The sequence below is a fragment of the Corynebacterium ammoniagenes DSM 20306 genome, assembly GCF_001941425.1.
Taxonomy (GTDB): Bacteria; Actinomycetota; Actinomycetes; order Mycobacteriales; family Mycobacteriaceae; genus Corynebacterium; species Corynebacterium ammoniagenes.
The window spans coordinates 1,820,448-1,843,638 of sequence record NZ_CP009244.1 but is presented as its reverse complement, the minus strand read 5'-3'; the positions used below and the strand labels follow the sequence as shown (position 1 = coordinate 1,843,638).

The window sequence follows — 23,191 nt, the reverse complement described above, 5'->3', positions numbered from 1 at the left end:
GTCTTTTGTCGACTTTAGTTGTGCATTCAGTGCTTAGCCACTATACGCGGCCAATACTCTGTTGACAGCTCGCCCCTTATGATACGGCGGAAAGCTGTTTCGACCACAAGCGCCCGCCATTATGGTGGTGGATCTCTGTAGCCACCTGCATAAACTCACCAAAATTGAGGGGTAGTCGAGGCTTAGTTCACCAATGCTGGAATCTGGGTATGAGTGTGCTTGACCATTTGGTTGCCCAGCTTGCGGTTGGCGATTGCCCCCAAAGCGGCGCCAATTCCGAATGGAACCAACTTTGATACCCACATCCAACGCACGCGCTTGCTCATGTTCTTAATGAACATATTCAGCAACCGTCCGTTGAGCCCCGTCAGCGATGGTGTGGAAAAACGGGTGAGCGCACTTGCGGTCGGCAAACCCTTGCCCTTGCCAACATCTTGGACGAAAGTATCTACCAACGCGGAGCCTTGGGAGCCATTAAGGATAATCAAGACCACGGCCATGCGCCGTTCCTTCGTGGAAAGATCCACGCCTTGGTTATGTGCAGAGGCTAAAAAGTACCATGCGGCTGCTTCAATAAAGACGAGCGATTCTGCACCAATGGCAGCAGCGCCGGTTACAAGGCCAACTCCTGGGATAGCGGAGGCAGCTCCAGCGCCCGCGCCGGTTCCTTGAACTACCCGCATGAAGTGCTTATCGAGGATTTCCTGAATTTCCTCGGCAGAAGCATCGGGGTTGCGCTTGCGCACAGAATCGACATACTTGGCCACCGTCGAGGACTGCACAGCAACGGCCTTTTGCAACCCGGACATAATCATGGAACCAAATTTGTCGTCATTATTAAGCAATTCCTGAGCCTCAGGACTTACAGGCTCATCGACGATTTCACCTTCGAAGATTTCATCTTCATCGTGAGCTTCATGGGACTTTTTCCGATTAAGAATTTGTGGAAGTTTCATCACTAATGTCCTGTTCTATTTAATAGAGGCACTTAATTACTGCGATAACACGAGAATACAGCGCGAGTAAGCTTGATTGCAGGTGCTCGCATTGTGTTCAACCGCATGAAGTAGCGGCACAATTCCCAGAAGGGGGTTATTGTTATGAATATGAGTTCTTATTCGTTGCGTAGCCGAATGAGGGGGCAGTCGGCATGAGTAGTAGTGATGAGAATTCAACCAGTGGCCAACCACAATCACCGGGAGATTATTCCTTCGACCAGGTCGAATGTGAGATTTCCGTCAGCGCCGCGAAAGCCGAGGCAGAAGCTGCACACCGCCGCGCGCATGAAGCCATCGCGGCAGCGGCGGAGCAGGCTCAGGGCGAAAAACTCACCATCAAGACGGCGTCGGGTTGGGTACATGGACGCATGGAAGAAACCGAAGGAAAGCTGGTGCGCTCCTGGCGCGGAATTCCCTTTGGCGCCGATACTTCAGGCCAACATCGCTTCCGCGCGCCACGTCCCGCTGAGCCGTGGGAAGGCATTCGCTACTGCAATGAATTTGGGCCAGTAGCCCCACAACCGACCTACTCGTGGCAAGACCGCATCATCGGCAGTGAAGACTGCCTGCATTTAGATGTGGTGCGACCCAATACCGATGAAAAACTACCCGTCGTGGTGTATTTCCATGGCGGATCTTTTATCGTGGGCTCGTCGCACATGCTCATGCTGCGCGGCTTTCAACTGACAGAAGCGATGAATGTGGTCTACGTGTCCATCAACTTTCGCCTGGGCGCATTGGGGTATCTGGATTTGCGTTCGCTTTCCGATGACTGCGTGGCCAACCCGGCAGTCATGGATCAGCTCTTGGCGTTGCAGTGGGTTCAGGAAAACATCGCTGCCTTCGGTGGCGACCCCGATAGTGTCACGGCAATGGGGGAGTCCGCCGGTGGCGCTGCCGTATTGACGTTGATGACCAGCCCCGCGGCAGAAGGGCTTTTTCATCGCGCCATCGCGCAGTCTTCACCCATTGGCATGATTCACTCGCGGACGCAGTCGACGTGGTGGGCACGAGAACTGGTCAAACGCATGGCGCTGCCGCGCGGGTCAACGGTTGACGCATTGCGTGAGGCTAAAGGTGATGACATTGTGCGCGCCGGGCAGTCGATGATGTGGCGAAATGGCGAGCTTCTACACCTGAATTCTTCCTATGCGCCGACCGTGGATGGTGATTTAATCCCCGATCACCCGCTGGAGGTCTTCGCGCGCGGTAAGCAAATGGACGTTCCGCTGTTGATAGGTACCAACAGTGATGAAGCGAGCTTTTCTAAGTTCGTCTTTCAACGGGAACATATCCGGCAGCGCGCTGCTATCCGGTTCCTGGCTTCTTACGACGAAGAGAACGCGCCGAAAGTAGTCGACGCCTATGACGGTGGCACGGATCGCTCAGACTTTGCAGAATTGCTTGCCGATGCACTCTTTTGGGCACCTTCTGTCCGAGTTGCGCAATCGCATGTCCTGAAAAATTCCACGTGGATGTACCGGTTTACGTATGCATCGAAAGCTTTAAAGGCGTTGGGGCTGGGTGCCATGCACTCGATGGAGCTTTCCAATGTTTTCGGCGATATGAGCGCTTCGCGGGCGTCCTTGTTGCTGCGGTTGGGCAGCTCAGAAGACATGGAATCGCTGACGGCGTTGATGCAAAAGCATTGGGCCAACTTTATCCATTTCGGCCGGCCGGGCGATGATTGGCCGGAGTACATTACTTCCGCTTCGCAAGCCAAGTTCGACATGGCAGATAACGCCCCAGCGCATCGCGCAACAATGACTTTTGATGTCCCGCACCATGTGGATTATGACCCGCGCCGTAAACGCCGCCAGGCCTGGAATGACTACAACATGCTGGAATGGGGGCTGGGGCGTCCCGATATTTTGGCTGAAATTGAGTTCTTATTGGAAGGTTTCGGGCCATGACAAACAGGGAAAGATTGAAGAAACTAACGTGATTGGCTGCCTAAGATTGTGGGTTGAATGTAGGCTTGTGCGGCAACGGCTTTCATAACCGTTGTCGCATGGCCCACGCTTTATTATCAACAAGGACGGATTGCCAGATATGAGCTTTTTCGAGAACATTGCAGCGGCCTTGGATGCCGAGGGGATTGAGTCTCGCGTCAATGACGACATTATGTTTGTGCCGATTACCTCGGACTTAGAGATTCAATTCGTTGAGATCGATCAATTGCTTCCGGCGGCGAATGTCTACATTGCAGCAGCTGATGTCGATGAAGATGATGAAGACTTTGAAGCAGTGCTGGTGTCAGTGGCTTTTTCCGTTGAAGATGCAGTAGAGTCAGTGGCCCGCCACATCGCTACAGACCAGGTAGTTACCGTTTTGCGTGATTTGCTCGAAGGTACTGATGAGCGCATTGCGGAACTGGAATTTATCCAAGATGAGTTCAACCCGAACTTGGTTGTCGCGGAAGTCGCTAATGATTCCGAGCTGCGGGTATTGGTAGAAACCGTAGACGGAGTACCTTCTGCGATCGTGCGGTTCTTGTCCTTTGCCTACACCGAAGATGAATTCGATGAGGGCGACGATACTTCCGAAATCGACGATTACGATGATGCGACGATTCAGGAGCTATGGGATGTCGATGCAGAACAGGGCGTCGATTCCGAAGAGCCCCTCAGCGATGATGAATATCAGGCGCTGTTGGAGTCTTCGATCGCCAATGGTGCAGAGCCCATCATCGAAATCCCAGCAGAGACCCTAGAGCTGGGCACCTACATTGACTTCGACCGCCTCTTTGATGTCCTGGGCCTAGTCGCTGAGCGCGCCTTGGACTGGGAGTCACAATTGGTGCCTTTCGACTCCGATGAGTTTGATGAACCGGATGTGTACGACATCTACGGTGAAGACACTCTCGACGAAGAGCTCGAAAGTGAATTCGCGGAGTACAACGATGAGGACGACGAAGACGATGATGAAGACGACGACCTCGAAATCCACGAGCTCTCGGGCTCACGTGAGAGCCTCGATGCAGAAGATGACGAGGACGACGAAGAAGACTAATTCTGTCTAACCTTTGATGCCCGTGCTAGTAGTTTGTCAGTACTAGCACGGGCATTGTTGTGTCCGAGACGATTTAAGCAGCCTGATCGAGACCAGCAAACATCGAACTCGGTGAGCGAAGTGGCTGGTAGTCGGAGTCAACCATCCATACAAAGGTTGCGGATTGGCCAGAAGGGATTTCATGAACCGACGAGGCAGCGTGCGGTGGTACTAGTGCGCGAACCCAGCCCTCTGCAATCTCGCGCCGCACGGGAAGGCCTGCCGGGTCTGTAATGCGTAACCGGATGAGATAGACCGGCTTGCGGCGCTCACCATAACCACGGATTCGGGAGACAGCACGCGGGCCGACGCGAAAGCGCGAGAGGCTCGCGGTGAGATCTCCTTGGCCGCCGATTCCGGGAAGCTGCTTTATCGGTGGCCGCCAATTGGCTATATCTCGGTTGAGCGAGCGGGGGTGGCGCATGATTGATTGCAGGGCATCGACGGTTAAGGAGTGGGCGAGCATGACCTCCGCTGTCGCACTAGCGGTATCGATACCGTGGACCTGGGTGGCTGGGAGTCTGCTACGTGATTGCGTGAGGGAGTGTAGTCGGTTGGATGCAGGAATATTCTTGTGGTTTTTCATGTTCAACACTGTAGAACCCTTTTCGGACATCCGTTCTAAACATTATCGAAAATGTAGAACGGGTGTTCGAACTGTGTGGTGGGTATTGTGCTAAAAGAATTTTTTGTTGAAGAGGGCTAGGGTTATTTGAGATATGAAAAATACTGAATCTACCTCCCCGGATCTCGAACATTTACCGAAGTTGGAACAGGCAAAAGTTCCGCGGGAAATCTGGGTACTCGTAGTTGCGGCGTTCATTATCGCCTTGGGCTATGGATTAATCGCTCCGCTGCTGCCGCAATTTATCGTCTCCTTTGACGTTTCTATGGCTGCGGCCGGCTTGGTAGTTTCGATTTTCTCAGTCAGCCGTTTGATTATGGCGCCTGGGGCCGGAGTCTTGGTGGACAAGATTGGCACCCGCGCTGTGTACATCACCGGCCTTTTGGTCGTTGCGGTGACCACGGGGCTAGTCGCCGGAGCGATTGAATATTGGCACATCATCTTGCTGCGCGCTTTGGCAGGCTTCGGCTCGGCGATGTTTACAGTCTCTGCGATGGGGCTGATTGTAAAGATTGCGCCACCATCAATTCGCGGTAAATGTTCCGCAATTTATGGCACCGCATTTTTGATCGGCAATATCGTGGGGCCGATTGTGGGCGCGGCATTGTCTTTCCTAGGCTTCCGCTGGCCATTTTTGATCTACGGCGTGGGCGTTGCGCTGGCTGCCTTGGTGGTGTGGATTATGATGCCACGCGTTAAAGAGGGCACGGAGAAAGATTCCTCTGTCAAGCCTCCAATGAAGCTGCGTGAAGCCTGGGGTGACACGGCATTTCGTGCTGCGTTGACTTCCAATTTCGCCCACGGCTGGGCGAATATGGGCGTGCGTGTATCTGTGGTTCCACTGTTCGCAGCGGCTGTTTTTAATAATGGTTCCGCGATTGCAGGTTTTGCTTTGGCTGCGTACGCCTTCGGCACTGCAGTGGTCCTGCAAGTCTCAGGACGCCTCGCGGATACTATTGGCCGACGTCCACTGATTATCGGCGGGCTGACTGGCACTGCAGTCTTTGTGGGCGTCTTTGGTTTTGCCGACTCGCCACTAATTCTGATTATTCTTTCTGCGCTGGCAGGTGCCGCAGGTGGCTTTGCAAACCCATCCCAGCAGGCCGTGATTGCTGATGTTATCGGCAATGAACGCTCCGGCGGCCAAGTTTTATCAGCCTTTCAGATGGCTATGGACTTAGGGTCGATCGGCGGTCCGATCATCGTTGGCATGTTGGCGGATCTCTATGGATTCAAGATTGCCTTCGGGGTCTGCGGTGTTCTCTCACTAGTTGGTGTCATCGCCTGGATCTTTGCGCGTGAGTCGCTAGAAAACCCGAAGCCCATTCTTCGTCGCTTGCCGAAGGCTTAAACTCACCTCGACGGGGGTAGTGGGTGTAATCCACACATCTTTTGTCGTGACTTTGTGGCGCGAAGCACTTACTATGATGCTAACTCGCGTCAGGCTGTCGCGCGGGCATGTATTTAACTCGTAGCACTATTTATTTTATTGCCACTTGAATGCATGCCTTTTTGCGCATGCCTAGTGGCAATGGGTAAATACCTAGCCCAAAGTCAGGAGCCAGTCATGACGACGCCCGAATCCGTCGTGAACTCAAGCAAAAATAGCCCGCCTGAAAATCGCGATGACGCTCTTCCCAATGTCAAAGGCAAGTGGCGTCTGGTGGTCTATAGCGCCATCGGCGCATTCGTCTTCTTCTTTCCCATGACCTACCAGGGAAAGAACTCCATTCCTCTCGACCACATGGTCACCTTCTTGCGAGATACATTCCCGAGTATTGTGCCGTGGTTGGTTCTCGCCTTGGCAGCCTTTGGCACCTACCGAGGCATCGCCACCAAGTCGTGGCAACGCGGTTGGGTTCATGGAGTTTTCGCCGTCTTAAACTTCGTGGGTCTTATCGTGTCGTTCTTGCATATTATTGGCCGATTGCCATGGGTATTAGGGGATGAGGACTTGGTTCCCTTCCTTTGGGATTCCATCGCCATTCCGGTTGGTCTAATTGTTCCCATCGGCGGCGCATTCCTCGGCCTGCTTATCGGCTATGGCTTGCTGGAATTTGTCGGCGTGTTCATGCAGCCGATTATGCGCCCGCTGTTTAAAACACCGGGCCGTAGCGCCATTGATGCCGTGGCATCATTTGTTGGTTCGTATTCCTTAGGCATTTTGATTACCGACCGCGTTTATCAGCAAGGCGGATATACCGGGCGCGAAGCAGCAATCGTGGCAACTGGATTTTCTACCGTTTCTGCAGCGTTTATGGTCATTGTGGCCAAATCCTTGGATTTGATGCACATGTGGACCACCTTCTTTTTCATCACGCTGGTAGTCACATTCGCGGTCACGGCGATCACAGTGCTTATTCCTCCGTTGCGCACCATTCCAGATGAGTATTTTGAAGGCTCAACGCCCTCGCCCGAAGTAGAAGTAAAGAGCAACCGCCTGAAAGCAGCAGTGCGCGAAGGTTTAACCACCCTAGCGGAAGCACCAAGTCTGGCAACTTCTATTTGGATTAACCTCCGGGATGGCCTGCGTCTAGCTGGTGCGATTGTGCCTTCCATTATGTCGGTGGGACTTATCGGCTTGCTGCTGCAGCGGTTTACCCCGATTTTTGAATGGATTGGTTATTTATTTTATCCATTCGCCTGGCTTGTCCGCCTGCCCGATCCGCAGCTTGCCAGTGAGGCAGCGGCACTTGGCATTGCTGAAATGTTCTTGCCAGCCACCGCAGTGGCCGGCAGCGATGACATGGTGTTGAAGTTCGTCATTGGCGTAGTTTCTGTCTCCGCGATTATCTTCTTTTCCGCATTGGTGCCGTGCATCATGGCCACCAGAATCCCAGTATCAATCCCGCACATGGTCTTGATCTGGTTTGAGCGCGTGGTATTAACCATTGTTATTGCCACGCCAATTGCTCACCTCATCTTGTGATGAACTAGTTGTGGCCACGTGCTTGCGCGTGCGCCACAGCAATGTCATTGATCAACCGCGCGCCCAACTTGGCCGTGCGGTTGTCGAGATCAAAGCGCGGATTGATTTCTACAATATCGACTAGAGCCAATTTGCCGGTCGCGGCGAGAGCAACAGCGATAGCGCGAATGCGATCAAAGCTCACACCCAGCGATGCCGGGGCAGATACCCCGGGTGCTTGGTCGCCTGGTAAGACGTCCATGTCAATGGACAGATGCAGGTGGTCGTGAGCAGACTCTTCGACCAGCTGGGTGGCAAGTTGTGTTGCCTCATTGATGCTGAGCTGTGCCAGCTGCTCATCGAGATGGATGGTAACTCCGAGCTCACGTGCGGTATCAAAAAGTACCGTGGTGTTATTGGGCTGGGAAATACCGAGTACGGAATAATCAAAATTTTGCTGGCCAACCAACTCGGAGATTTGCAAAAATGGCGTGCCCGAGGTGGCGCGGGATTCGCTGCGTAGGTCGAAGTGGGCATCGAGGTTGATGATCTGCGCAGGTCCTGCAGCTGCGAAAAGCCCGCGGTGAGAACCGAAAGCGGTTTCGTGTCCGCCGCCGAGAATAATGGTTAGGTGCCCGACCTCGACCAAAGCCTGCACGCGTGCGGATAATTCATCGTGTCCGCCTTCAAGATCGTCGCCCTGGGTGGTTACCGTGCCGGCATCGTATAGAGCAAGTGGCTCATGAACAGCTAAACCCCCGAGCGCTTGGCGCAAAGCCGCGGGCCCCGCCGCCGAACCTTGGCGGCCACCGTTGCGCTCAACTCCTTCATCGGAGGCAAAACCTAACACCACAATGCCGGCAGGCGATTCATCCTCGAGAGGAGTAATGACGCTATGCCATCGAGCGTGCTCTGGTCCTGGGCCATCATCACGGCCTGACCAAGGTTCAGCTGGTGTATAAAGCGGTCCGTGTTCGGTGTTCATGACATCGATGATAAACCAGTAAACCCATCAATTTTTGTCCTAAGGTGAAATAGTGAGCAAAACTCAAGTACCAGCGGCGCGCAATACCCTGCGCATTTTGGCATTGCTATCACATATTGATGTGCCAATTTCTGCAGCACGCATCCGTACCGAATTGGACTTGCCCCGGTCAACGACCTATCACCTGCTCGCCGAGCTAGAAACATCCGGATTCGTCGTCCACCTGCCTGAAAACCAGACCTACGGTTTGGGTTTGGCTGCGTACTCGATGGCTTCGGCGTATACCACCCAGCAGCCGCTAGTGCGGATGGCGCAAAAGCCGCTGCGCGAAGCGGCAGCGCTAGTACAGGGTTCTGGACACTTGGCGCGGCTGTCCGGTGCAGAAATTTTATATCTCAGTGAGGTCCGTTCCGCGCAAGCCGTGAGTTTGATTACTGAAGTAGGAGTGCGCCTATCCGCTGCGCACACGGCTTCGGGGCGCATCATGCTGGCACAGTTGCCGGTGGCCGAGGCTAAAGCTGCCTTAACAAACAGTGGTCTTAAGAAATCGTGGCGGGAGATTCGCGAGAATCTCGAGCTATTTCAGCGCCGCGGTTGGGCTGAGGAGGTTGAAGAAGTATCACGTGGTCAGCGCTCCGTAGCGGTGGCAATACTGGATCATCTGCAGCGGCCCGCGGCGTCGCTCGCGGTAACTTACCGCGCGGATTTAGAAGATGCTCAAAATTCCGTCGATGGCGCGCTGGGTGTGCTGATGAAAGCGGCGCAGTCCATCTCCGCGCGGATGTATGGAACCACCACTACTGTCGACGACACTGGCACCAGTGTCGTCGCTGGCGATGCAGGATAAGGTAGCGGGTATGTCTTTGGAAAAGCTCGGTGGGCAAACGCGCGTGAGTGATCGTGCCTTTGATGCTCTCTATACCGCCATCATGCACGGCGAGTTGGATGCGGGCCGCCGCCTGCAAGTTCGGGAGTTGGCGGATTCTCTGGGCACGTCCATGATGCCGGTGCGCGAAGCCTTAAACCGTTTAGAAGAGCTGGGTTTAGTAGAAAACCTGCCCTATCGGGGAGCGGTGGTCAAGACTTTTTCTTTGGAAGAGCTCTTGGAGATTTATTCGGTGCGCAGGTTGCTCGAGTCGCAGGCTGTGACCTTGGGTGTGAAAAACATTGAGGACCAGGACATCGCTGAGCTTGATAGGCAGTTAGGCCAGATTCGCGAGATGTTGCAGGCGGAAAATTCCGCTGGGTTTTTAGATGCGGAAGAAGCTATGTTGAGCTGCGTGTTCAATCGCGCCGGCAACCAAACACTCGTGGCTTTTATCCGCACCTTGTGGGCGCGCTCGCGCTACTACAAGCTGCTGGGAGTAAAAGATATCTTCGCTAAAGACAATGTCGCAGTGCTTTACGATGAAGCCGCGACGTTCGTCGCAGCAGCCACCGCCCGTGATAGCGAAGGGACATTATCGGCGCTGCACGCCTCGTTAGATCGGGCGGAGCACGGTATTCGCGCCAATCTGCAATAGTCGGGTTGGCACAGGCTGGTATCTGAGACTTCTTCGACACCTATTGTGTGTGCCATAGCTCTTGTATTCTGTAGGTTAAATCGCAATTGGGCTTTACATTCGTCAAAGCTCGCTGTGTCCTAGAAGAGTATAAGGAGCCTGCATGTCGCGTATATATCCGCAGACCGTTACCGTTGGAATCGGTGCGCTTTCTATCGAAGAGGTTGTTGCTGTTGCCCGGTATGGCGCGCAGGTAGAGATTGCTCCTGAATCCTTAGAAGCGATCGCTGCAACACGCGAGCGCATTGACGAGCTTGCCCAAGATCCGACGCCGGTATATGGAATTTCCACCGGATTTGGTGCGCTGGCACGCCGGCACATTCCGGAGGAAAAGCGTGCACAGCTGCAATTATCGCTGGTGCGCTCCCACGCCGCTGGCTCGGGGCCAGAGGTAGAAACAGAAGTCATTCGCGCGCTTATGCTGCTGCGTTTGTCCACGCTGTGTACCGGACGCACCGGCGTGCGCCCAGTTGTTGCCCAGACGTATGCCGCGGCACTGAATGCGAAAATCCACCCAATTGTGCACGAGTACGGCTCCTTGGGCTGCTCTGGTGATTTAGCGCCACTGGCGCATTGTGCGCTGGCGTTGTTGGGTGAAGGTCCGGTGCGTGTGGATGGCGGAAAGATCGTCGATGCCAGCGAAGCACTGGCCGCGGCCGGGATTGAGCCGCTGGCGTTGAAAGAAAAAGAAGGCTTGGCGCTTATCAATGGCACCGACGGCATGCTGGGCATGCTGTGTTTGGCCATTGCTGATCTGCGGGAAGTAGCAAAGGTGGCTGATATTGCCACGGCGATGACCGTGGAAGGGCTATTGGGAACACTCGCGGTCTTTGCCGATGACTTGCAGCAGCTGCGCCCGCACCCGGGCCAGGCGGCATCGGCGCGCAATATTCGCACCGTTGCTGAAGGTTCGAAGATTTTGGATGCGGCCTTCGACAATTTTCAAAAGACACAAGTTCAAGATGCCTATTCCGTACGCTGTGCGCCGCAGGTCGCCGGTGGTTTCCGCGATACTGTGGATCACGCAGCGCTGGTGGCAGGACGCGAATTGGCCTCGGCGATTGATAATCCCGTCGTGGCCCTAGATGGCCGCGTGACCTCCAATGGCAATTTTCATGGCGCACCCGTGGCCTATGTCCTCGACTTTTTGGCGGTTGTCACCGCGGATGTGGCCTCCATGTCAGAACGGCGCACCGACCGCTTTTTGGATGTCGCGCGGAACCGTGGTCTCAATGCTTTTCTCGCCGATGACCCGGGCGTGGATTCCGGTCATATGATTGCGCAGTACACCCAGGCTGGCATTGTCTCCGAGCTCAAGCGCTTGGCGGCGCCGGCGTCGGCGGATTCCATTCCGTCGTCGGCGATGCAAGAAGACCATGTATCCATGGGCTGGGCTGCTGGCCGCAAGCTGCGCAAGGCCATCGATGGGATGCAACGCGTCTTAGCCATCGAAGTCTTAACCGCCGCGCGAGCAATTAGCCAGCGAGTCACCGCATTGGAGACGGGATCGGTAGCGGAGCTGGCAGCACCGGGAACGGCGGCAGTAGTCAATGCTGTGCGCGAGAAGGTGCAAGCGCCTGGCCCGGATCAGTTCTTGGCGCCAGATATTGAAGAAGCAGTCCAGCTTGTTCAATCAGGGGCGTTGGTTGCGGCGGTGGAAAAGAGCATCGGCACGCTGGACTAACCCCGGTAAAAAGGCGGCTTGTGCTTGCTGGAGGGGGAGCATCAATAAGCAAATGCGCTGCGGAGTCTGGCATCTCGGACACCTGTGCTTGTTGTGTCCTAGTGCACACGAGGGGAAGCATTTAGATTAAAGGTAAACGCAGAAGGAGGGGGACAGCCCCGGGAATCCGGCCCCACCGCGTGAGAACGAGCCCATCGATGGAAAGGACACACCATGTCTGAATCACGCGTTGTCCGCGCGCCCCGCGGCACCGAACTCAATGCTAAAAGCTGGCAAACCGAAGCGCCCTTGCGCATGCTGATGAACAACCTCGACCCGGAAGTTGCCGAACGCCCCGAAGACCTTGTGGTCTATGGCGGCACCGGCAAAGCTGCCCGCAACTGGGAATCTTTTGACGCGATTGTCGACACGCTGAAAGACCTCGAAGCCGATGAAACCTTGCTGGTGCAATCTGGCAAACCAGTTGGCGTGTGGAAGACCAATGAATGGGCACCTCGCGTGCTGCTTGCCAATTCCAACTTGGTCGGCGACTGGGCGAATTGGGAGCACTTTCGCAAGCTCGAAGACGAGGGCTTGATGATGTACGGGCAGATGACCGCGGGATCGTGGATTTATATTGCGACCCAAGGCATCTTGCAAGGCACCTATGAAACCTTCGGCGCGATTGCCCGCAAGCGTTTTAATGACACCCTGGCTGGTACTTTCACCTTGACTGGTGGCTGCGGCGGCATGGGTGGTGCGCAACCTTTGGCTGTGACGCTCAATGGTGGTGCCGTGCTTATCGTGGATGTGGAAGAATCACGGCTCAAGCGCCGTCAGTCCAAGCGCTACCTGGATGAAGTCACCACGGATATTGATGAGGCGCTGCGTTTGGTCCTGGAAGCCAAGGAAGAAAAGCGTGCCCTGTCGGTCGGCTTGGTGGGCAATGCCGCTGAGGTATTCCCGGAAATTCTCCGCCGCCATCAAGCGGGGGAATTTACCGTGGATATTGTCACCGACCAAACCTCCGCGCACGATCCGCTGAGCTACTTGCCGACGGAAATCAGCGTCGAGGATTGGCACGCCGAAGCCAAGGCGGATCCGGAAACCTTTACCAAAAAGGCACGCGAATCCATGGCGGCGCAGGTCCAAGCCATGGTGGAATTCCAGGATGCTGGGGCAGAGGTCTTTGACTACGGAAATTCCATCCGCGATGAAGCCCGCCACGCTGGCTATACCCGTGCTTTTGAATTCCCCGGATTTGTGCCCGCCTACATCCGCCCCCTGTTTTGTGAAGGACTTGGGCCTTTCCGCTGGGCAGCGCTCTCTGGCGACCCGGAAGATATCAAAGTCACCGACGCGGCCTTAAAAGAACTCTTCCCAGATAATGAGCATCTGCATAAGTGGCTCGATGCGGCAGAAGAGTATGTGGAATTTGAAGGTCTGCCAGCACGTATTTGCTGGTTGGGCTACGACGAGCGCCACAAGGCTGGCCTGCTCTTTAATGACCTGGTGCGCGAAGGCCAGATTTCCGCCCCGATTGCTATTGGCCGTGACCACCTAGATTCCGGTTCCGTGGCCTCGCCCTATCGTGAAACCGAAGCCATGCTTGATGGCACTGACGCCGTTGCGGACTGGCCACTGCTCAATGCCATGACCGCGGTGTCTTCTGGTGCGACTTGGGTATCCATCCACCACGGCGGTGGCGTGGGCATGGGCCGTTCCATCCACGCCGGGCAAGTCTCCGTTGCCGATGGCACGGACTTAGCTGCCGCGAAGCTGCGCGCAGTGTTGACCAATGACCCCGGCATGGGTGTTATCCGCCACGTGGATGCTGGCTATAACCGCGCCAAAGAAGTCGCTGATGAGCGCGGCGTGCGCATTCCCATGCAGTTTCATTCGCGCGAAGACTAAACGCTCACCTGTGCAGCCTTAGATAGATACCCTTATCTACTAAGGCTGCTTGGCTTATGAAATGAGGACAACATCATGAAGCTATTTACCAATATCTCTGAACTTCGCACCGTGTCCGACGCCGGAACCCTCCAAAACGCTGCTTTGGTCGAAGACGATGGTGTGATCCAGTGGGTGGGCCACCCCAGCTTCGTGCCCGCTGACTACGCGGCGGCCGAAACCATCGACTGCGGCAACCGCGCCGTGCTGCCCGGCTGGGTGGATTCGCACACGCACATGATTTTTGACGGCAACCGCGCCGAAGAATTCGAAGCACGCATGGCTGGTTCTGATTACGCCGCTGGTGGCATTGCCGTAACGATGGAAGCGACCCGCTCGGCCGGTGCGCAGCGCTTGGAACAACTCCTAGTGGAGCGTATTTCCGCAGGCCATGCTGGCGGTACTACGACTTTTGAAACAAAGACCGGATATGGGCTCAACACCGAGTCTGAGCTGGAAGCAGCCCAGGTTGCCGCACGCCACGCTGATGACGTGACCTTTTTGGGCGCCCACCTGGTACCACCAGGAGCAGATGCCGAAGAATACGTCAGCGAAGTAGTAGGCCCCATGCTGGAGCAAGTCAGCCCACACGTGTCGTGGATTGATGTGTTTTGTGAGCGCGGCGCGTTCAACGAAGAGCAATCGCGCCGGGTCTTAGAGGCCGGGAAGAAAGCCGGGCTGGGCTTGCGCGTGCATGGCAATCAGCTTGGCGATGGCCCCGGGGTCCAGCTTGCAGTAGCCTTAGGCGCCGCATCCGTGGACCACGTCAACTACCTCACCGACGAGGATGTCCAGGCACTCGCGTCCTCGGACACCGTGGCCACCATGTTGCCTGCCTGTGACCTATCGACGAGGCAGCCATTGGTGGAAGCACGCCGGCTTATCGATGCCGGGGCGACCGTGGCGATTGCCTCTAACCTGAATCCGGGCACTAGCTTTACCTCGTCGATGAACTATTGCGTCACCACCGCGGTGTTGCAGCAGTACATGAGCTTGGATGAAGCAATTGAGGCCGCGACCTTGGGTGGTGCGAAAGCGCTGCGCCGTCACGCGGTCACAAGCGAGGGCGCTACCAGCGATGGTGCCACCAGTGGGCTTGATGCGCAGGGTCGCCCGGCGAAAGGCCAGCTGATTGTCGGGGCTGCGTGTGACCTACACATTCTAGATGCTGAAAACGCCATCAATTTGGCCTACCGTCCCGGCATGCCCATGACCTATCAGACCTGGCGGGCAGGGGAGAAGGTCTTCGGCTAGAGCAAGCGGTAGCCGGCACCGCGAATGGTTTCGAGCCGCTGCGCACCAATCTTTTTGCGCAGCGTTGCGATGTAGACATCCACCACATTCGACCCTGGATCGAAATCCAGTCCCCAGACGTGACTGAGGAGTTGCGCGCGGGATAAGACCATGCGTGGATGCCGCATGAAAGTCTCTAAAAGGCCGAGCTCGCGCCGGGAGAGGTCTTTCCACTTGCCGTCGACTTTCACGCGGTGTTGGCGCATGTCCAAGGTGAGCTCACCGTGGTGTAGGGTGCCGTATTCTTTCGCCGCTGCCGGCGATTCAGCTTCTGCTGTTGTTGCCGAAGCCTGCAGGCGCAGCCGCACCCGGGCAAGCAATTCAGCAAACTGGAAAGGCTTGGGCATATAGTCATTCGCGCCGCCTTCCAAGACACGGATCCGATCCTTGAGCGCAGTTCGCGCGGTGAGCACGATGATAGGGACGTCTACACCGGCATCGCGCAGTTTGGTGAGTACATCGGTGCCATCGAGAAGCGGGAGCGACAAATCCAGCACGATCAGCTGATACGTATTCGACTGCGCCAAGCCCAAGGCCAGGGCGCCATTGTCAGCGATATCGCAGGCATAGCTTTCGGCTTCCAGTCCGCGCTTGATAAAGCTGGCGATATCTTGGTCGTCTTCAACAATTAAAATGCGGCTCATGGTGCCATCGTGCTTTCGATCGGGATTTCAATACCAAAGGTAGCGCCCTGCGGCGACTGCGTGTTCATATCCGGCGAATTAACAAAGGCGCGCCCGCCATGTGCCTGCGCAATGGCTTGCACAATAGAAAGCCCCAGTCCTGCGCCCTTACTGCTGGTGCGTGCCGGCTTTTCCTTATTATCTAACGAGCCGCGGTGAAAGCGCTGGAAAAGTGTTTCTTGCTGAGCTGGTTCAATACCAGCGCCAAAGTCTGTGACGGTAAAACGCGCGGTGCCATTGTCCAGGTTGCTAGCAATGTGGATGGGGGAATCCGCTGGGCTGTACTTGGCGGCGTTGCGTACGAACTCCAGCACTGCCTCGGTAATACGCGCGGGGTCACACAAGATCTGCCCTTCGCCGATTCCGACGACTTCTGAGCGGCCGTTGGTTAATACATGCGCCTTGTCATCAATATCGATGGTCAGCTGCGATAAGTCCACCTGCTCAATATTAAGAAAGTCTGAATCTGCTGATTCGGCGATCGCCAATGTCAACAAGTCATTGACCATGCGCGTCATGCGGTCGAGTTCAGATATACACAACTCGAGGGACCGCTCACGCTCAGCCGGAGTGGCAGTATCCAGCAGCTCCAAGTTGCCGCGCACAATCGTGATGGGGGTGCGCAATTCATGCCCGGCATCATCAATAAATTGCCGCTGGGCACGATACGCCTCATCAATGCGGTCCATCATGTGGTTGAAGGTGCGCGCGAGCTGCGCGACTTCATCATCGCCATGCACTGGTACGCGCGTGGTCAGATTCGATTGTGAGATGCGTTCTGCGACTTGGGCGACTTGGCGCACTGGGGCAATAATACGGGAGGAGATAACCCACGCAATGGCGGCGGCCATGCCTAAGCTAATCAGGCCCAAGCCGGCAAAAATAAGGGTCTGCCGGTTCAAATCTGCATAGACTTGCTCGGTGGATACCAAAACCACCACGTAGTCTAAGCCCTCTGCGGACGGCACGGTAATTTTGCCCCAATGCACGCCGTCCGTAATTCCTGATGCCGGTTCATTAGCAATAATGGAGCGAACCATTGGACTAAACGCCCGGGCATCTACATCGGGACGCGTCAGAGAGTCGAGTTGCTGAAACACTAGGCGATCGTCGATGACCCCGACCAACACCTCATTGGCCTCTGGAACTTCGTGGCTGAGGTAGGTCTCAATAAGTTCGGCGCTTGAGGAATGCCCACCGGGCAGGCGCGAGTGGGCCTCTACCTCAACCGCTGTTTTCTCCACTGCCTCATTAGCAAGATCGTGCACGTCAGCGCGACGCATGGAATCGGTGAAGTAAATCATCGATGCCAGCGCCGCGAAGACGACCACGATAATCCACGCCAGGATGGAAAATCGCAGGGAAACAAAGAACCTATTCATACGGGGTCAGACTTGTCAGTAATTGATGCCAGCGCCTACGCCGACTTAGTCGTCATCATCATCGCCGTCGTCCCAATCATCGTCCCAGTCATCATCGTCATCGTTGTCATCATCCCAGTCATCGTCATCCCAATCGTCGTCCCAGTCATCATCGTCATCGTCCCAATCTTGGTAGGTCAGTGGAACCTGCGGAGTGATGTAGGCAGGTGATTGTTCATTGCGATCATCCTGGTCATCGTCCAGGCGATCATCATCGTGCTCTGCACGGGGCGCAGTGCTAGCTGAGGTTGAAGTTGGGTGCTCTGAGGATTCCTCGGCGCTGACTGATGCTTCAACTGTCACAGCCGAAGGATCGATTTCCGGCGCCGTGCGGGTGTTTGCCAATGCGGTGCCGGCAATAACGATGGTGCCCATCAGGGCAACAACGCCTGCTAGGGGAGCAAAGCGCCTAACACGGGACGTTTTGGTTTCGTCTTCCGGCTGAAAAGCGGAGGTGTTCGGGGTGCGTGGAGCCTCGGACATGGTAAAAACCTTCTTTCAAAAGTTCTGGCTCAAAAAGTAGCATGTTTGAACTACTTAGGGTGCCGCTACAAGAAATAGCGCTGGTGGATGTGTGTATTCGCAAAATGAGAATGGATACTTTCCGGAAATAACCAGCTAAAGACTCCTTTTCAATACCGTGTGTTGGTGGAACACTTCTAAGTATGAAAGACCATGGTGAAATAGCGATGAGTTGATTATTAGAACTTCTTCATGTTGTTTTACATGCAATGAAATGCGCTTTTAAGAGCCAGACTTTGTAAAAGAGGCTTGGCTAAGGTGAGGGAGCGGGCGAAAGCGTAGTGGTGTGTTTACCGACACCATTGCCTATTTTCTGTCTTTATTAATAGTAATTCCCTCGCACCTAGCGTAATGTTGGGCGAGAAATGAGCATTACCGATAACGCCACCGGCGGCGAAATGGAGCCGGAAGATAACTTTAACCAGTCGGAATCTCAGGATAAAACGCAAGGTGACGCAGTAGCTACTGCACAGGTCACCGGGGCTGCGGATACTTCTGAGGACACCGGCGCTGAGGATAAGAACTCAGCCAACGATAATCCCCAGGGGTTCGGCAATTTAGGCCTTCCAGACAAAGTTCAGGATGCCGTAGCCAAGGTTGGTTACACAACCCCTTCCCCAATTCAAGCCCAAACCATCCCAATTTTGATGGAAGGCCGCGACGTTGTCGGCCTCGCACAAACTGGTACCGGTAAGACCGCAGCTTTCGCGCTGCCAGTCTTGTCGCAGATTGATGTCAATGCCCGCCATCCGCAGGCATTGGTGCTGGCTCCAACTCGTGAGCTCGCGCTGCAGGTCGCAGATTCTTTCCAGTCATTTGCAGATCACTTGGGACGCATTGAAGTGCTGCCAATTTATGGTGGGCAGGCCTATGGCATTCAGCTGTCTGGTCTGCGCCGTGGCGCACAAATCATCGTGGGTACTCCCGGTCGTGTGATTGACCACTTGGAAAAGGGTTCTCTGGATATTTCCCAGCTGCGTTTCCTGGTACTCGACGAAGCAGATGAAATGTTGAACATGGGCTTCCAGGAAGATGTTGAGCGAATCCTCGCTGACACTCCGGAAGAAAAGCAGGTCGCACTGTTCTCGGCAACCATGCCAAACAGTATTCGTCGCCTGTCCAAGAAGTACTTGAACTCACCTGCAGAGGTGACCGTCAAGTCTGAGCAGCGCACGAATGACAACATTAAGCAGCGCTTCTTGTTGACCGCACACCGTGCAAAGCTGGATGCCTTTACTCGCATCTTGGAAGTAACAGATTACGACGCAATGATCGTGTTCTGCCGCACCAAGCATGAGACCGAAGAAGTTGCAGAAAAGCTGCGCGATGCAGGTTATAACGCTGCCGCCATCAACGGCGACATCGCGCAGAACCAGCGTGAGCGCACTGTTGACCAGCTCAAAGATGGCCGCTTAGACATCTTGGTTGCTACTGACGTGGCAGCTCGTGGTTTGGACGTCGACCGCATCACTCACGTGGTTAACTTCGACATTCCAAACGACACCGAGTCGTATGTCCACCGCATCGGCCGTACCGGTCGTGCTGGACGTACCGGCGAAGCAATCTTGTTCGTTACTCCTCGCGAGCGCCGCATGCTGCGCTCTATCGAACGCGTTACCAATGCGCGTTTGGAAGAGATGGAACTGCCTACCGTTGACGAAGTCAACGCAAAGCGCAAGGAAAACTTCGCTTCTCAGATCACCGAGGTTCTCGGCGACGGCCAAATGGAACTCTTCCGTGGCTTGGTACGTAAGTACTCTGAGAACAACAACGTTGCGATGGACGACATCGCAGCAGCGTTGGCTGTCAAGCTGCAGGGTGGCTCTGACTTCCTAGTCAAGGACATGCCGGCTCCTAAGCGTGACCGTCGTGAGCGCGACCGCTTCGAGCGTGATGATCGTGGTGGACGCGGACGTGACCGTGGCCGTCGTGACCGTGATGATCGTGGTGGACGCCATGAGCGCCGCAACGATGGTGACTTTGATACTTACCGCTTGGACGTTGGTAAGCGTCAAAATGTCCGCCCAGGTGCCATTGTTGGCGCAATCGCCAATGAGGGTGGATTGTCTGCAAAGGACTTCGGCCGCATCACTATTGCTGTCGGACACACTTTGGTGGACCTGCCGAAGACGATGGATCCTTCCGTCTTGGATCGCTTGCGCGATACCCGCATCTCCGGTCAGTTGATCAATATCAAGAAGGATACTGGTCGACCACCACGCTATTCCGAAGATCGTGGTGGACGCGGTGGCCGTGGAGGCCGTGACTTCCGCGGTGGCGACCGTGACCGCAGTGGTCGTGGCGACCGCGACCGTGGTGGCCGTGGACGCTGGCGCGACTAAGTCTCGCTTGTAGCTACTTGAGCTAAACCCCAAAGCCTCCAACTTGTGTAACCAGGTTGGAGGCTTTGTTGTATCTCCAAGACCTTGAGAATCCTTTCAACTTGAATCCAACCGACGCTAAACGCCCCTATATGTAAGGCGCCGTAGGGTAGGAGTACGGGATCAGAAAAGCTCCTCGCAGCACATGATGCTGGGGGAGCTAATTAGCGGATGACTGTGTTAGAGGAACATCAAAATAGCGGTGACGACCCACAGCAAGTTGAAGATTCCGCCAAACATGGACAGCTTCTTCTTGTGATCTGCAAAATCGACCGAGCTATCGCCGCTTTCGAGAGCAGCAAGGCTCTTCTTTTGACGCGGGATAATCAACGCGACGAGGATGACCCAAGCGATGACGGACAACAGGATGGAAACGTGGAAACGGCCCTGAGTGCCAAAGACGCTCATATTGGTCAAGAACAGTGCCAGACCAAGAATCGGTACGATTACCGATAGAGGACCGTACTGTGAGGTCAAACGGTGCAAGGTGGTGGCTGCACCAAGTGCCTTGGCGTCACCATCTTTTGCCTTCATCATTTGGCCCTGATAGGTGGACACAGTAATCATTACTGGGCCCATCAGCAGGACCGCAGCCAAGACGTGGAGTGCGATAAGTAGTGAAGTCATGGGGAGAACTTCGCTGCCTTTCTATGTTTTGTACGCCGCCCATTTTGGCCGCGTTCAATTAAACAGCCTAGTCATCAGCGTAATAGATTGCCGAACTGGCACTGCTTTTTCATGACTTGAACCGAATTTTCTGACAGCGATAAGCGGTAGGCAGCTGCCACTGCAGCAACCCGCTCGGAGTACCAACACGTCGCGCGCGGGTGCGGCGGGAGCCATTCTTCGGGCAGACTGTCTGATTTCGATTGATTCAATTCTCGTGAAGTCGCCACCAGATTAAGCGGGTCATTAGCGAATTGTTGGCGCGTGGCATCATCCCACTGATATGCACCGTGGTCCCATGCGGCGGATAAAGGGAAAATATGGTCCACCTCGATGGCATCAGTGGATATTAATTCTTGGCTGTAGGGATCGAAAAGCTCCGAGCCTTGTGCATCGCAGTTTGGGGCAGAGGGGGTTTGACCAGCCATGACGACATCGCGGGTATCACAGCTTGTTCCGGGAGAATTGTCCCAGCTGGCGCCAAAAGCGGTGCGTTCGTACCCGATAATCTTCTGCCGCATAGGAATGGTTTCAATCTCGTGAAGTGATGCGGACAGACGCGGCAAACCTTGCTGGGAATAAGGATTCAAGCGGGGGAGTACCAACATCAGCCCATAGGCAGCAGTGGCAAGACACAGCAAAATTATAAAGACTGTCCGGATCCGCGCGACGAGTCGTGCCTTGCGAGCTAGCTCCGCAGCATCCTCAAAGGTATGAGGAGTCTGCGATGTGGTGATGCGCCGAGCACGGCTTTCAGGCGAAGTAAATACGGTGACGTGATATGGCCAGGTTTCTTCCATATCGTCTTAGACCTTGTGCTCGAAGCAGAAGTTCCTAGACAGGAAAGAAGCCTCCCCGCACACTGATGGTGCGCGTGGGAGGCTTCTGTAAAGCGGGAGTGTGTTAGATATTAAAGCTTTTCTGCTGCTTCTTCGAAGTCGACGTCCTCGTCCTGAGCTGCAATACTTGCCAGCTTGGCGGCGCGGTCGAATTCTTCCTGGACTTCTGCGGATGGGGCCTTGGTCATCAAGGAGACAACGATAGTGACAATCAGGTGGGAGAAGAATCCTGGAACCATCTCGTAGATGATGTCCGAGGTTGCAGGAATCATGCCCCAGGCCATGGACACTACGGCACCGGTGACCATACCCGCGATAGCGCCGGTCGCGTTGAGACGCTTCCAGTACAGCGAGAGTAGGACCAGTGGGCCGAATGCGGAACCGAAGCCGGCCCAGGCAAAGCCGACCAGACCCAAAATGGAATCAGATGGGTTAATGGCCAGTACAGCGGCGAGTAACGCGATGACCAACACCGCACCACGGGAGAGATTGATCAGAGTCTTTTCCGGCAAGTTCTTCTTGGTAATCATCTTCCACAGGTCCTCAATGAGTGAGGAGGAGACGATCAGCAGCTGCGAAGACATGGTCGACATAATTGCTGCCAGAACAGCGGTGAGAACCAAACCAGCAATCAGTGGGTGGAAAAGCACCTGAGCCATGTCCAAGAAGATAGTCTCGTAGGAGTCTTGGTCGGTAATCGCATAATCATTCTGAGAGAAGAAGACCGTACCGACGATGGCAACAAAGACAGCACCCGTAATGGACAAGAACATCCAGGAGATGCCGTAGAAACGGCCAGCCTTAGCATCGGAAGGCTTACGCATCGCCATGAAGCGAACGATGATGTGCGGCTGACCAAAGTAGCCGAAGAACCAAGCCAAGTTACCGATGATCACGGTAGCGGAGACGCCCGCGACCATATTGAAGTACTCAGGGTTTTCAATACCGGCGGTGCCGTACGGATTTTCAGAAGCGAAGGAGAAGATCTCCGCAGGGTTATCCAATGCAATCAGCGCCATGATCGGAACGATCAACAGTGCCGCGAACATCATCAAGCCCTGCACCACGTCGGTGTAGGACACTGCAAGGAAGCCACCGATAAAGGTGTAGATAACGGTGACGACAGAGACGATGATTAAGCCCGTCATGTAGTCGCCTTCGAAGGTGGACTCGAAGTAGCGTCCACCAGCAACCATGCCGGAAGAGACATAGAAGGTGAAGAAGAAGATAATGATGAGCGCTGCCAAAATTCGCAGCGTACGGGATTTATCGCGCAGACGGTTTTCGAAAAACGATGGAACCGTAATCGAGTTACCGGCAACCTCAGAGTAAGAGCGCAAGCGGGGAGCGACCCACTTCCAGTTTGCCCAGGCGCCGAGCAGCAGACCGATGGCAATCCACAGCTCGGACATGCCGGTCAGGAAGAGCGCACCGGGTAGGCCCATGAGCAACCAACCGGACATATCAGAAGCACCGGCTGATAACGCTGCGACGAACGGGTGTAGGTCGCGGCCACCGAGGACATAATCGTCATACTCGGTCGTGCGGCGATAGCTCCAATAGCCGATCGCCAGCATGACGCCGAGGTATATCACAATGGCAATCACGTACCACGTTGATTGATCCATAATGGTCTCCTTA

Annotated in this window: 19 protein-coding genes; 10 read left to right on the top strand and 9 right to left on the bottom strand. The window is 55.0% G+C overall.

Annotated features, from left to right (window positions below; translation table 11 throughout):
- Positions 1–182: 182 nt before the first annotated feature.
- Complete coding sequence (locus tag CAMM_RS08380) at positions 183–956, bottom strand: hypothetical protein (RefSeq protein ID WP_003848568.1); 774 nt, start codon at positions 954–956, stop codon at positions 183–185.
- Positions 957–1,150: 194 nt separating this feature from the next.
- Between CAMM_RS08380 and CAMM_RS08375 the strand changes: the two genes are divergently transcribed.
- Both CAMM_RS08375 and CAMM_RS08370 read left to right on the top strand, forming a co-directional pair.
- Entirely contained in the window at positions 1,151–2,911 is a 1,761-nt protein-coding gene (locus CAMM_RS08375) for a carboxylesterase/lipase family protein (protein WP_003848569.1), read from the top strand.
- Positions 2,912–3,050: 139 nt separating this feature from the next.
- Positions 3,051–4,010 (top strand): hypothetical protein, encoded by a 960-nt coding sequence (locus CAMM_RS08370; RefSeq protein WP_003848570.1) that lies wholly within the window; start codon positions 3,051–3,053, stop codon positions 4,008–4,010.
- A 73-nt stretch (positions 4,011–4,083) separates the two neighbouring features.
- Here CAMM_RS08370 and CAMM_RS08365 read toward each other — a convergent pair whose 3' ends face one another.
- Positions 4,084–4,635 (bottom strand): hypothetical protein, encoded by a 552-nt coding sequence (locus CAMM_RS08365; RefSeq protein WP_075761593.1) that lies wholly within the window; start codon positions 4,633–4,635, stop codon positions 4,084–4,086.
- A 133-nt stretch (positions 4,636–4,768) separates the two neighbouring features.
- Here CAMM_RS08365 and CAMM_RS08360 point away from each other — a divergent pair, with 133 nt between their 5' ends.
- The gene (locus CAMM_RS08360) at positions 4,769–6,025 is read left to right on the top strand and encodes an MFS transporter (protein ID WP_003848572.1); all 1,257 of its coding nucleotides are present in this window, start codon (positions 4,769–4,771) and stop codon (positions 6,023–6,025) included.
- A 216-nt stretch (positions 6,026–6,241) separates the two neighbouring features.
- Complete coding sequence (locus CAMM_RS08355) at positions 6,242–7,603, top strand: YjiH family protein (RefSeq protein WP_040356010.1); 1,362 nt, start codon at positions 6,242–6,244, stop codon at positions 7,601–7,603.
- Positions 7,604–7,607: 4 nt separating this feature from the next.
- On the opposite strand, the gene hutG is transcribed toward CAMM_RS08355, so the two are convergent.
- Positions 7,608–8,567 (bottom strand): formimidoylglutamase, encoded by a 960-nt coding sequence (gene hutG, locus CAMM_RS08350; RefSeq protein WP_040356012.1) that lies wholly within the window; start codon positions 8,565–8,567, stop codon positions 7,608–7,610.
- A gap of 52 nt (positions 8,568–8,619) precedes the next feature.
- Between hutG and CAMM_RS08345 the strand changes: the two genes are divergently transcribed.
- From CAMM_RS08345 to CAMM_RS08325, 5 genes are all read left to right on the top strand, one after another.
- Complete coding sequence (locus tag CAMM_RS08345; protein WP_050759883.1) at positions 8,620–9,414, top strand: IclR family transcriptional regulator; 795 nt, start codon at positions 8,620–8,622, stop codon at positions 9,412–9,414.
- A gap of 10 nt (positions 9,415–9,424) precedes the next feature.
- A complete protein-coding gene (locus CAMM_RS08340) occupies positions 9,425–10,090 on the top strand; it encodes a GntR family transcriptional regulator (protein WP_040356014.1) in 666 nt (221 codons plus the stop codon).
- 142 nt (positions 10,091–10,232) lie between these two features.
- Positions 10,233–11,813 (top strand): histidine ammonia-lyase, encoded by a 1,581-nt coding sequence (hutH, locus tag CAMM_RS08335; protein ID WP_003848581.1) that lies wholly within the window; start codon positions 10,233–10,235, stop codon positions 11,811–11,813.
- A gap of 213 nt (positions 11,814–12,026) precedes the next feature.
- On the top strand, positions 12,027–13,706 hold the full coding sequence (locus tag CAMM_RS08330; protein WP_003848583.1) for a urocanate hydratase: 1,680 nt from the start codon (positions 12,027–12,029) through the stop codon (positions 13,704–13,706).
- A gap of 72 nt (positions 13,707–13,778) precedes the next feature.
- The gene (locus CAMM_RS08325) at positions 13,779–14,999 is read left to right on the top strand and encodes an amidohydrolase family protein (protein WP_147581067.1); all 1,221 of its coding nucleotides are present in this window, start codon (positions 13,779–13,781) and stop codon (positions 14,997–14,999) included.
- On the opposite strand, the gene CAMM_RS08320 is transcribed toward CAMM_RS08325, so the two are convergent.
- The 3 genes from CAMM_RS08320 to CAMM_RS08310 are packed head-to-tail and all read right to left on the bottom strand — an operon-like array spanning position 14,996 to position 17,625.
- Positions 14,996–15,682, bottom strand: coding sequence for a response regulator transcription factor (locus CAMM_RS08320; protein WP_003848586.1), 687 nt, complete (start codon positions 15,680–15,682; stop codon positions 14,996–14,998). The genes CAMM_RS08325 and CAMM_RS08320 overlap by 4 nt on opposite strands.
- Positions 15,679–17,103 carry an ATP-binding protein gene (locus CAMM_RS08315; RefSeq protein ID WP_003848588.1) on the bottom strand — a complete coding sequence of 475 codons (1,425 nt, stop codon included), beginning with the start codon at positions 17,101–17,103 and terminating at the stop codon, positions 15,679–15,681. Before CAMM_RS08315 ends, CAMM_RS08320 begins: the two co-directional genes overlap by 4 nt.
- Before the next feature lie 45 nt (positions 17,104–17,148).
- The gene (locus CAMM_RS08310) at positions 17,149–17,625 is read right to left on the bottom strand and encodes a hypothetical protein (RefSeq protein ID WP_003848591.1); all 477 of its coding nucleotides are present in this window, start codon (positions 17,623–17,625) and stop codon (positions 17,149–17,151) included.
- A 404-nt stretch (positions 17,626–18,029) separates the two neighbouring features.
- Between CAMM_RS08310 and CAMM_RS08305 the strand changes: the two genes are divergently transcribed.
- A complete protein-coding gene (locus CAMM_RS08305) occupies positions 18,030–20,006 on the top strand; it encodes a DEAD/DEAH box helicase (RefSeq protein ID WP_003848593.1) in 1,977 nt (658 codons plus the stop codon).
- A 219-nt stretch (positions 20,007–20,225) separates the two neighbouring features.
- On the opposite strand, the gene CAMM_RS08300 is transcribed toward CAMM_RS08305, so the two are convergent.
- From CAMM_RS08300 to putP, 3 genes are all read right to left on the bottom strand, one after another.
- Positions 20,226–20,672 carry a hypothetical protein gene (locus CAMM_RS08300; protein WP_003848596.1) on the bottom strand — a complete coding sequence of 149 codons (447 nt, stop codon included), beginning with the start codon at positions 20,670–20,672 and terminating at the stop codon, positions 20,226–20,228.
- A gap of 74 nt (positions 20,673–20,746) precedes the next feature.
- The gene (locus CAMM_RS08295; RefSeq protein WP_003848598.1) at positions 20,747–21,511 is read right to left on the bottom strand and encodes an HNH endonuclease family protein; all 765 of its coding nucleotides are present in this window, start codon (positions 21,509–21,511) and stop codon (positions 20,747–20,749) included.
- A 110-nt stretch (positions 21,512–21,621) separates the two neighbouring features.
- On the bottom strand, positions 21,622–23,178 hold the full coding sequence (gene putP / locus CAMM_RS08290; protein ID WP_003848600.1) for a sodium/proline symporter PutP: 1,557 nt from the start codon (positions 23,176–23,178) through the stop codon (positions 21,622–21,624).
- Positions 23,179–23,191: the final 13 nt, after the last annotated feature.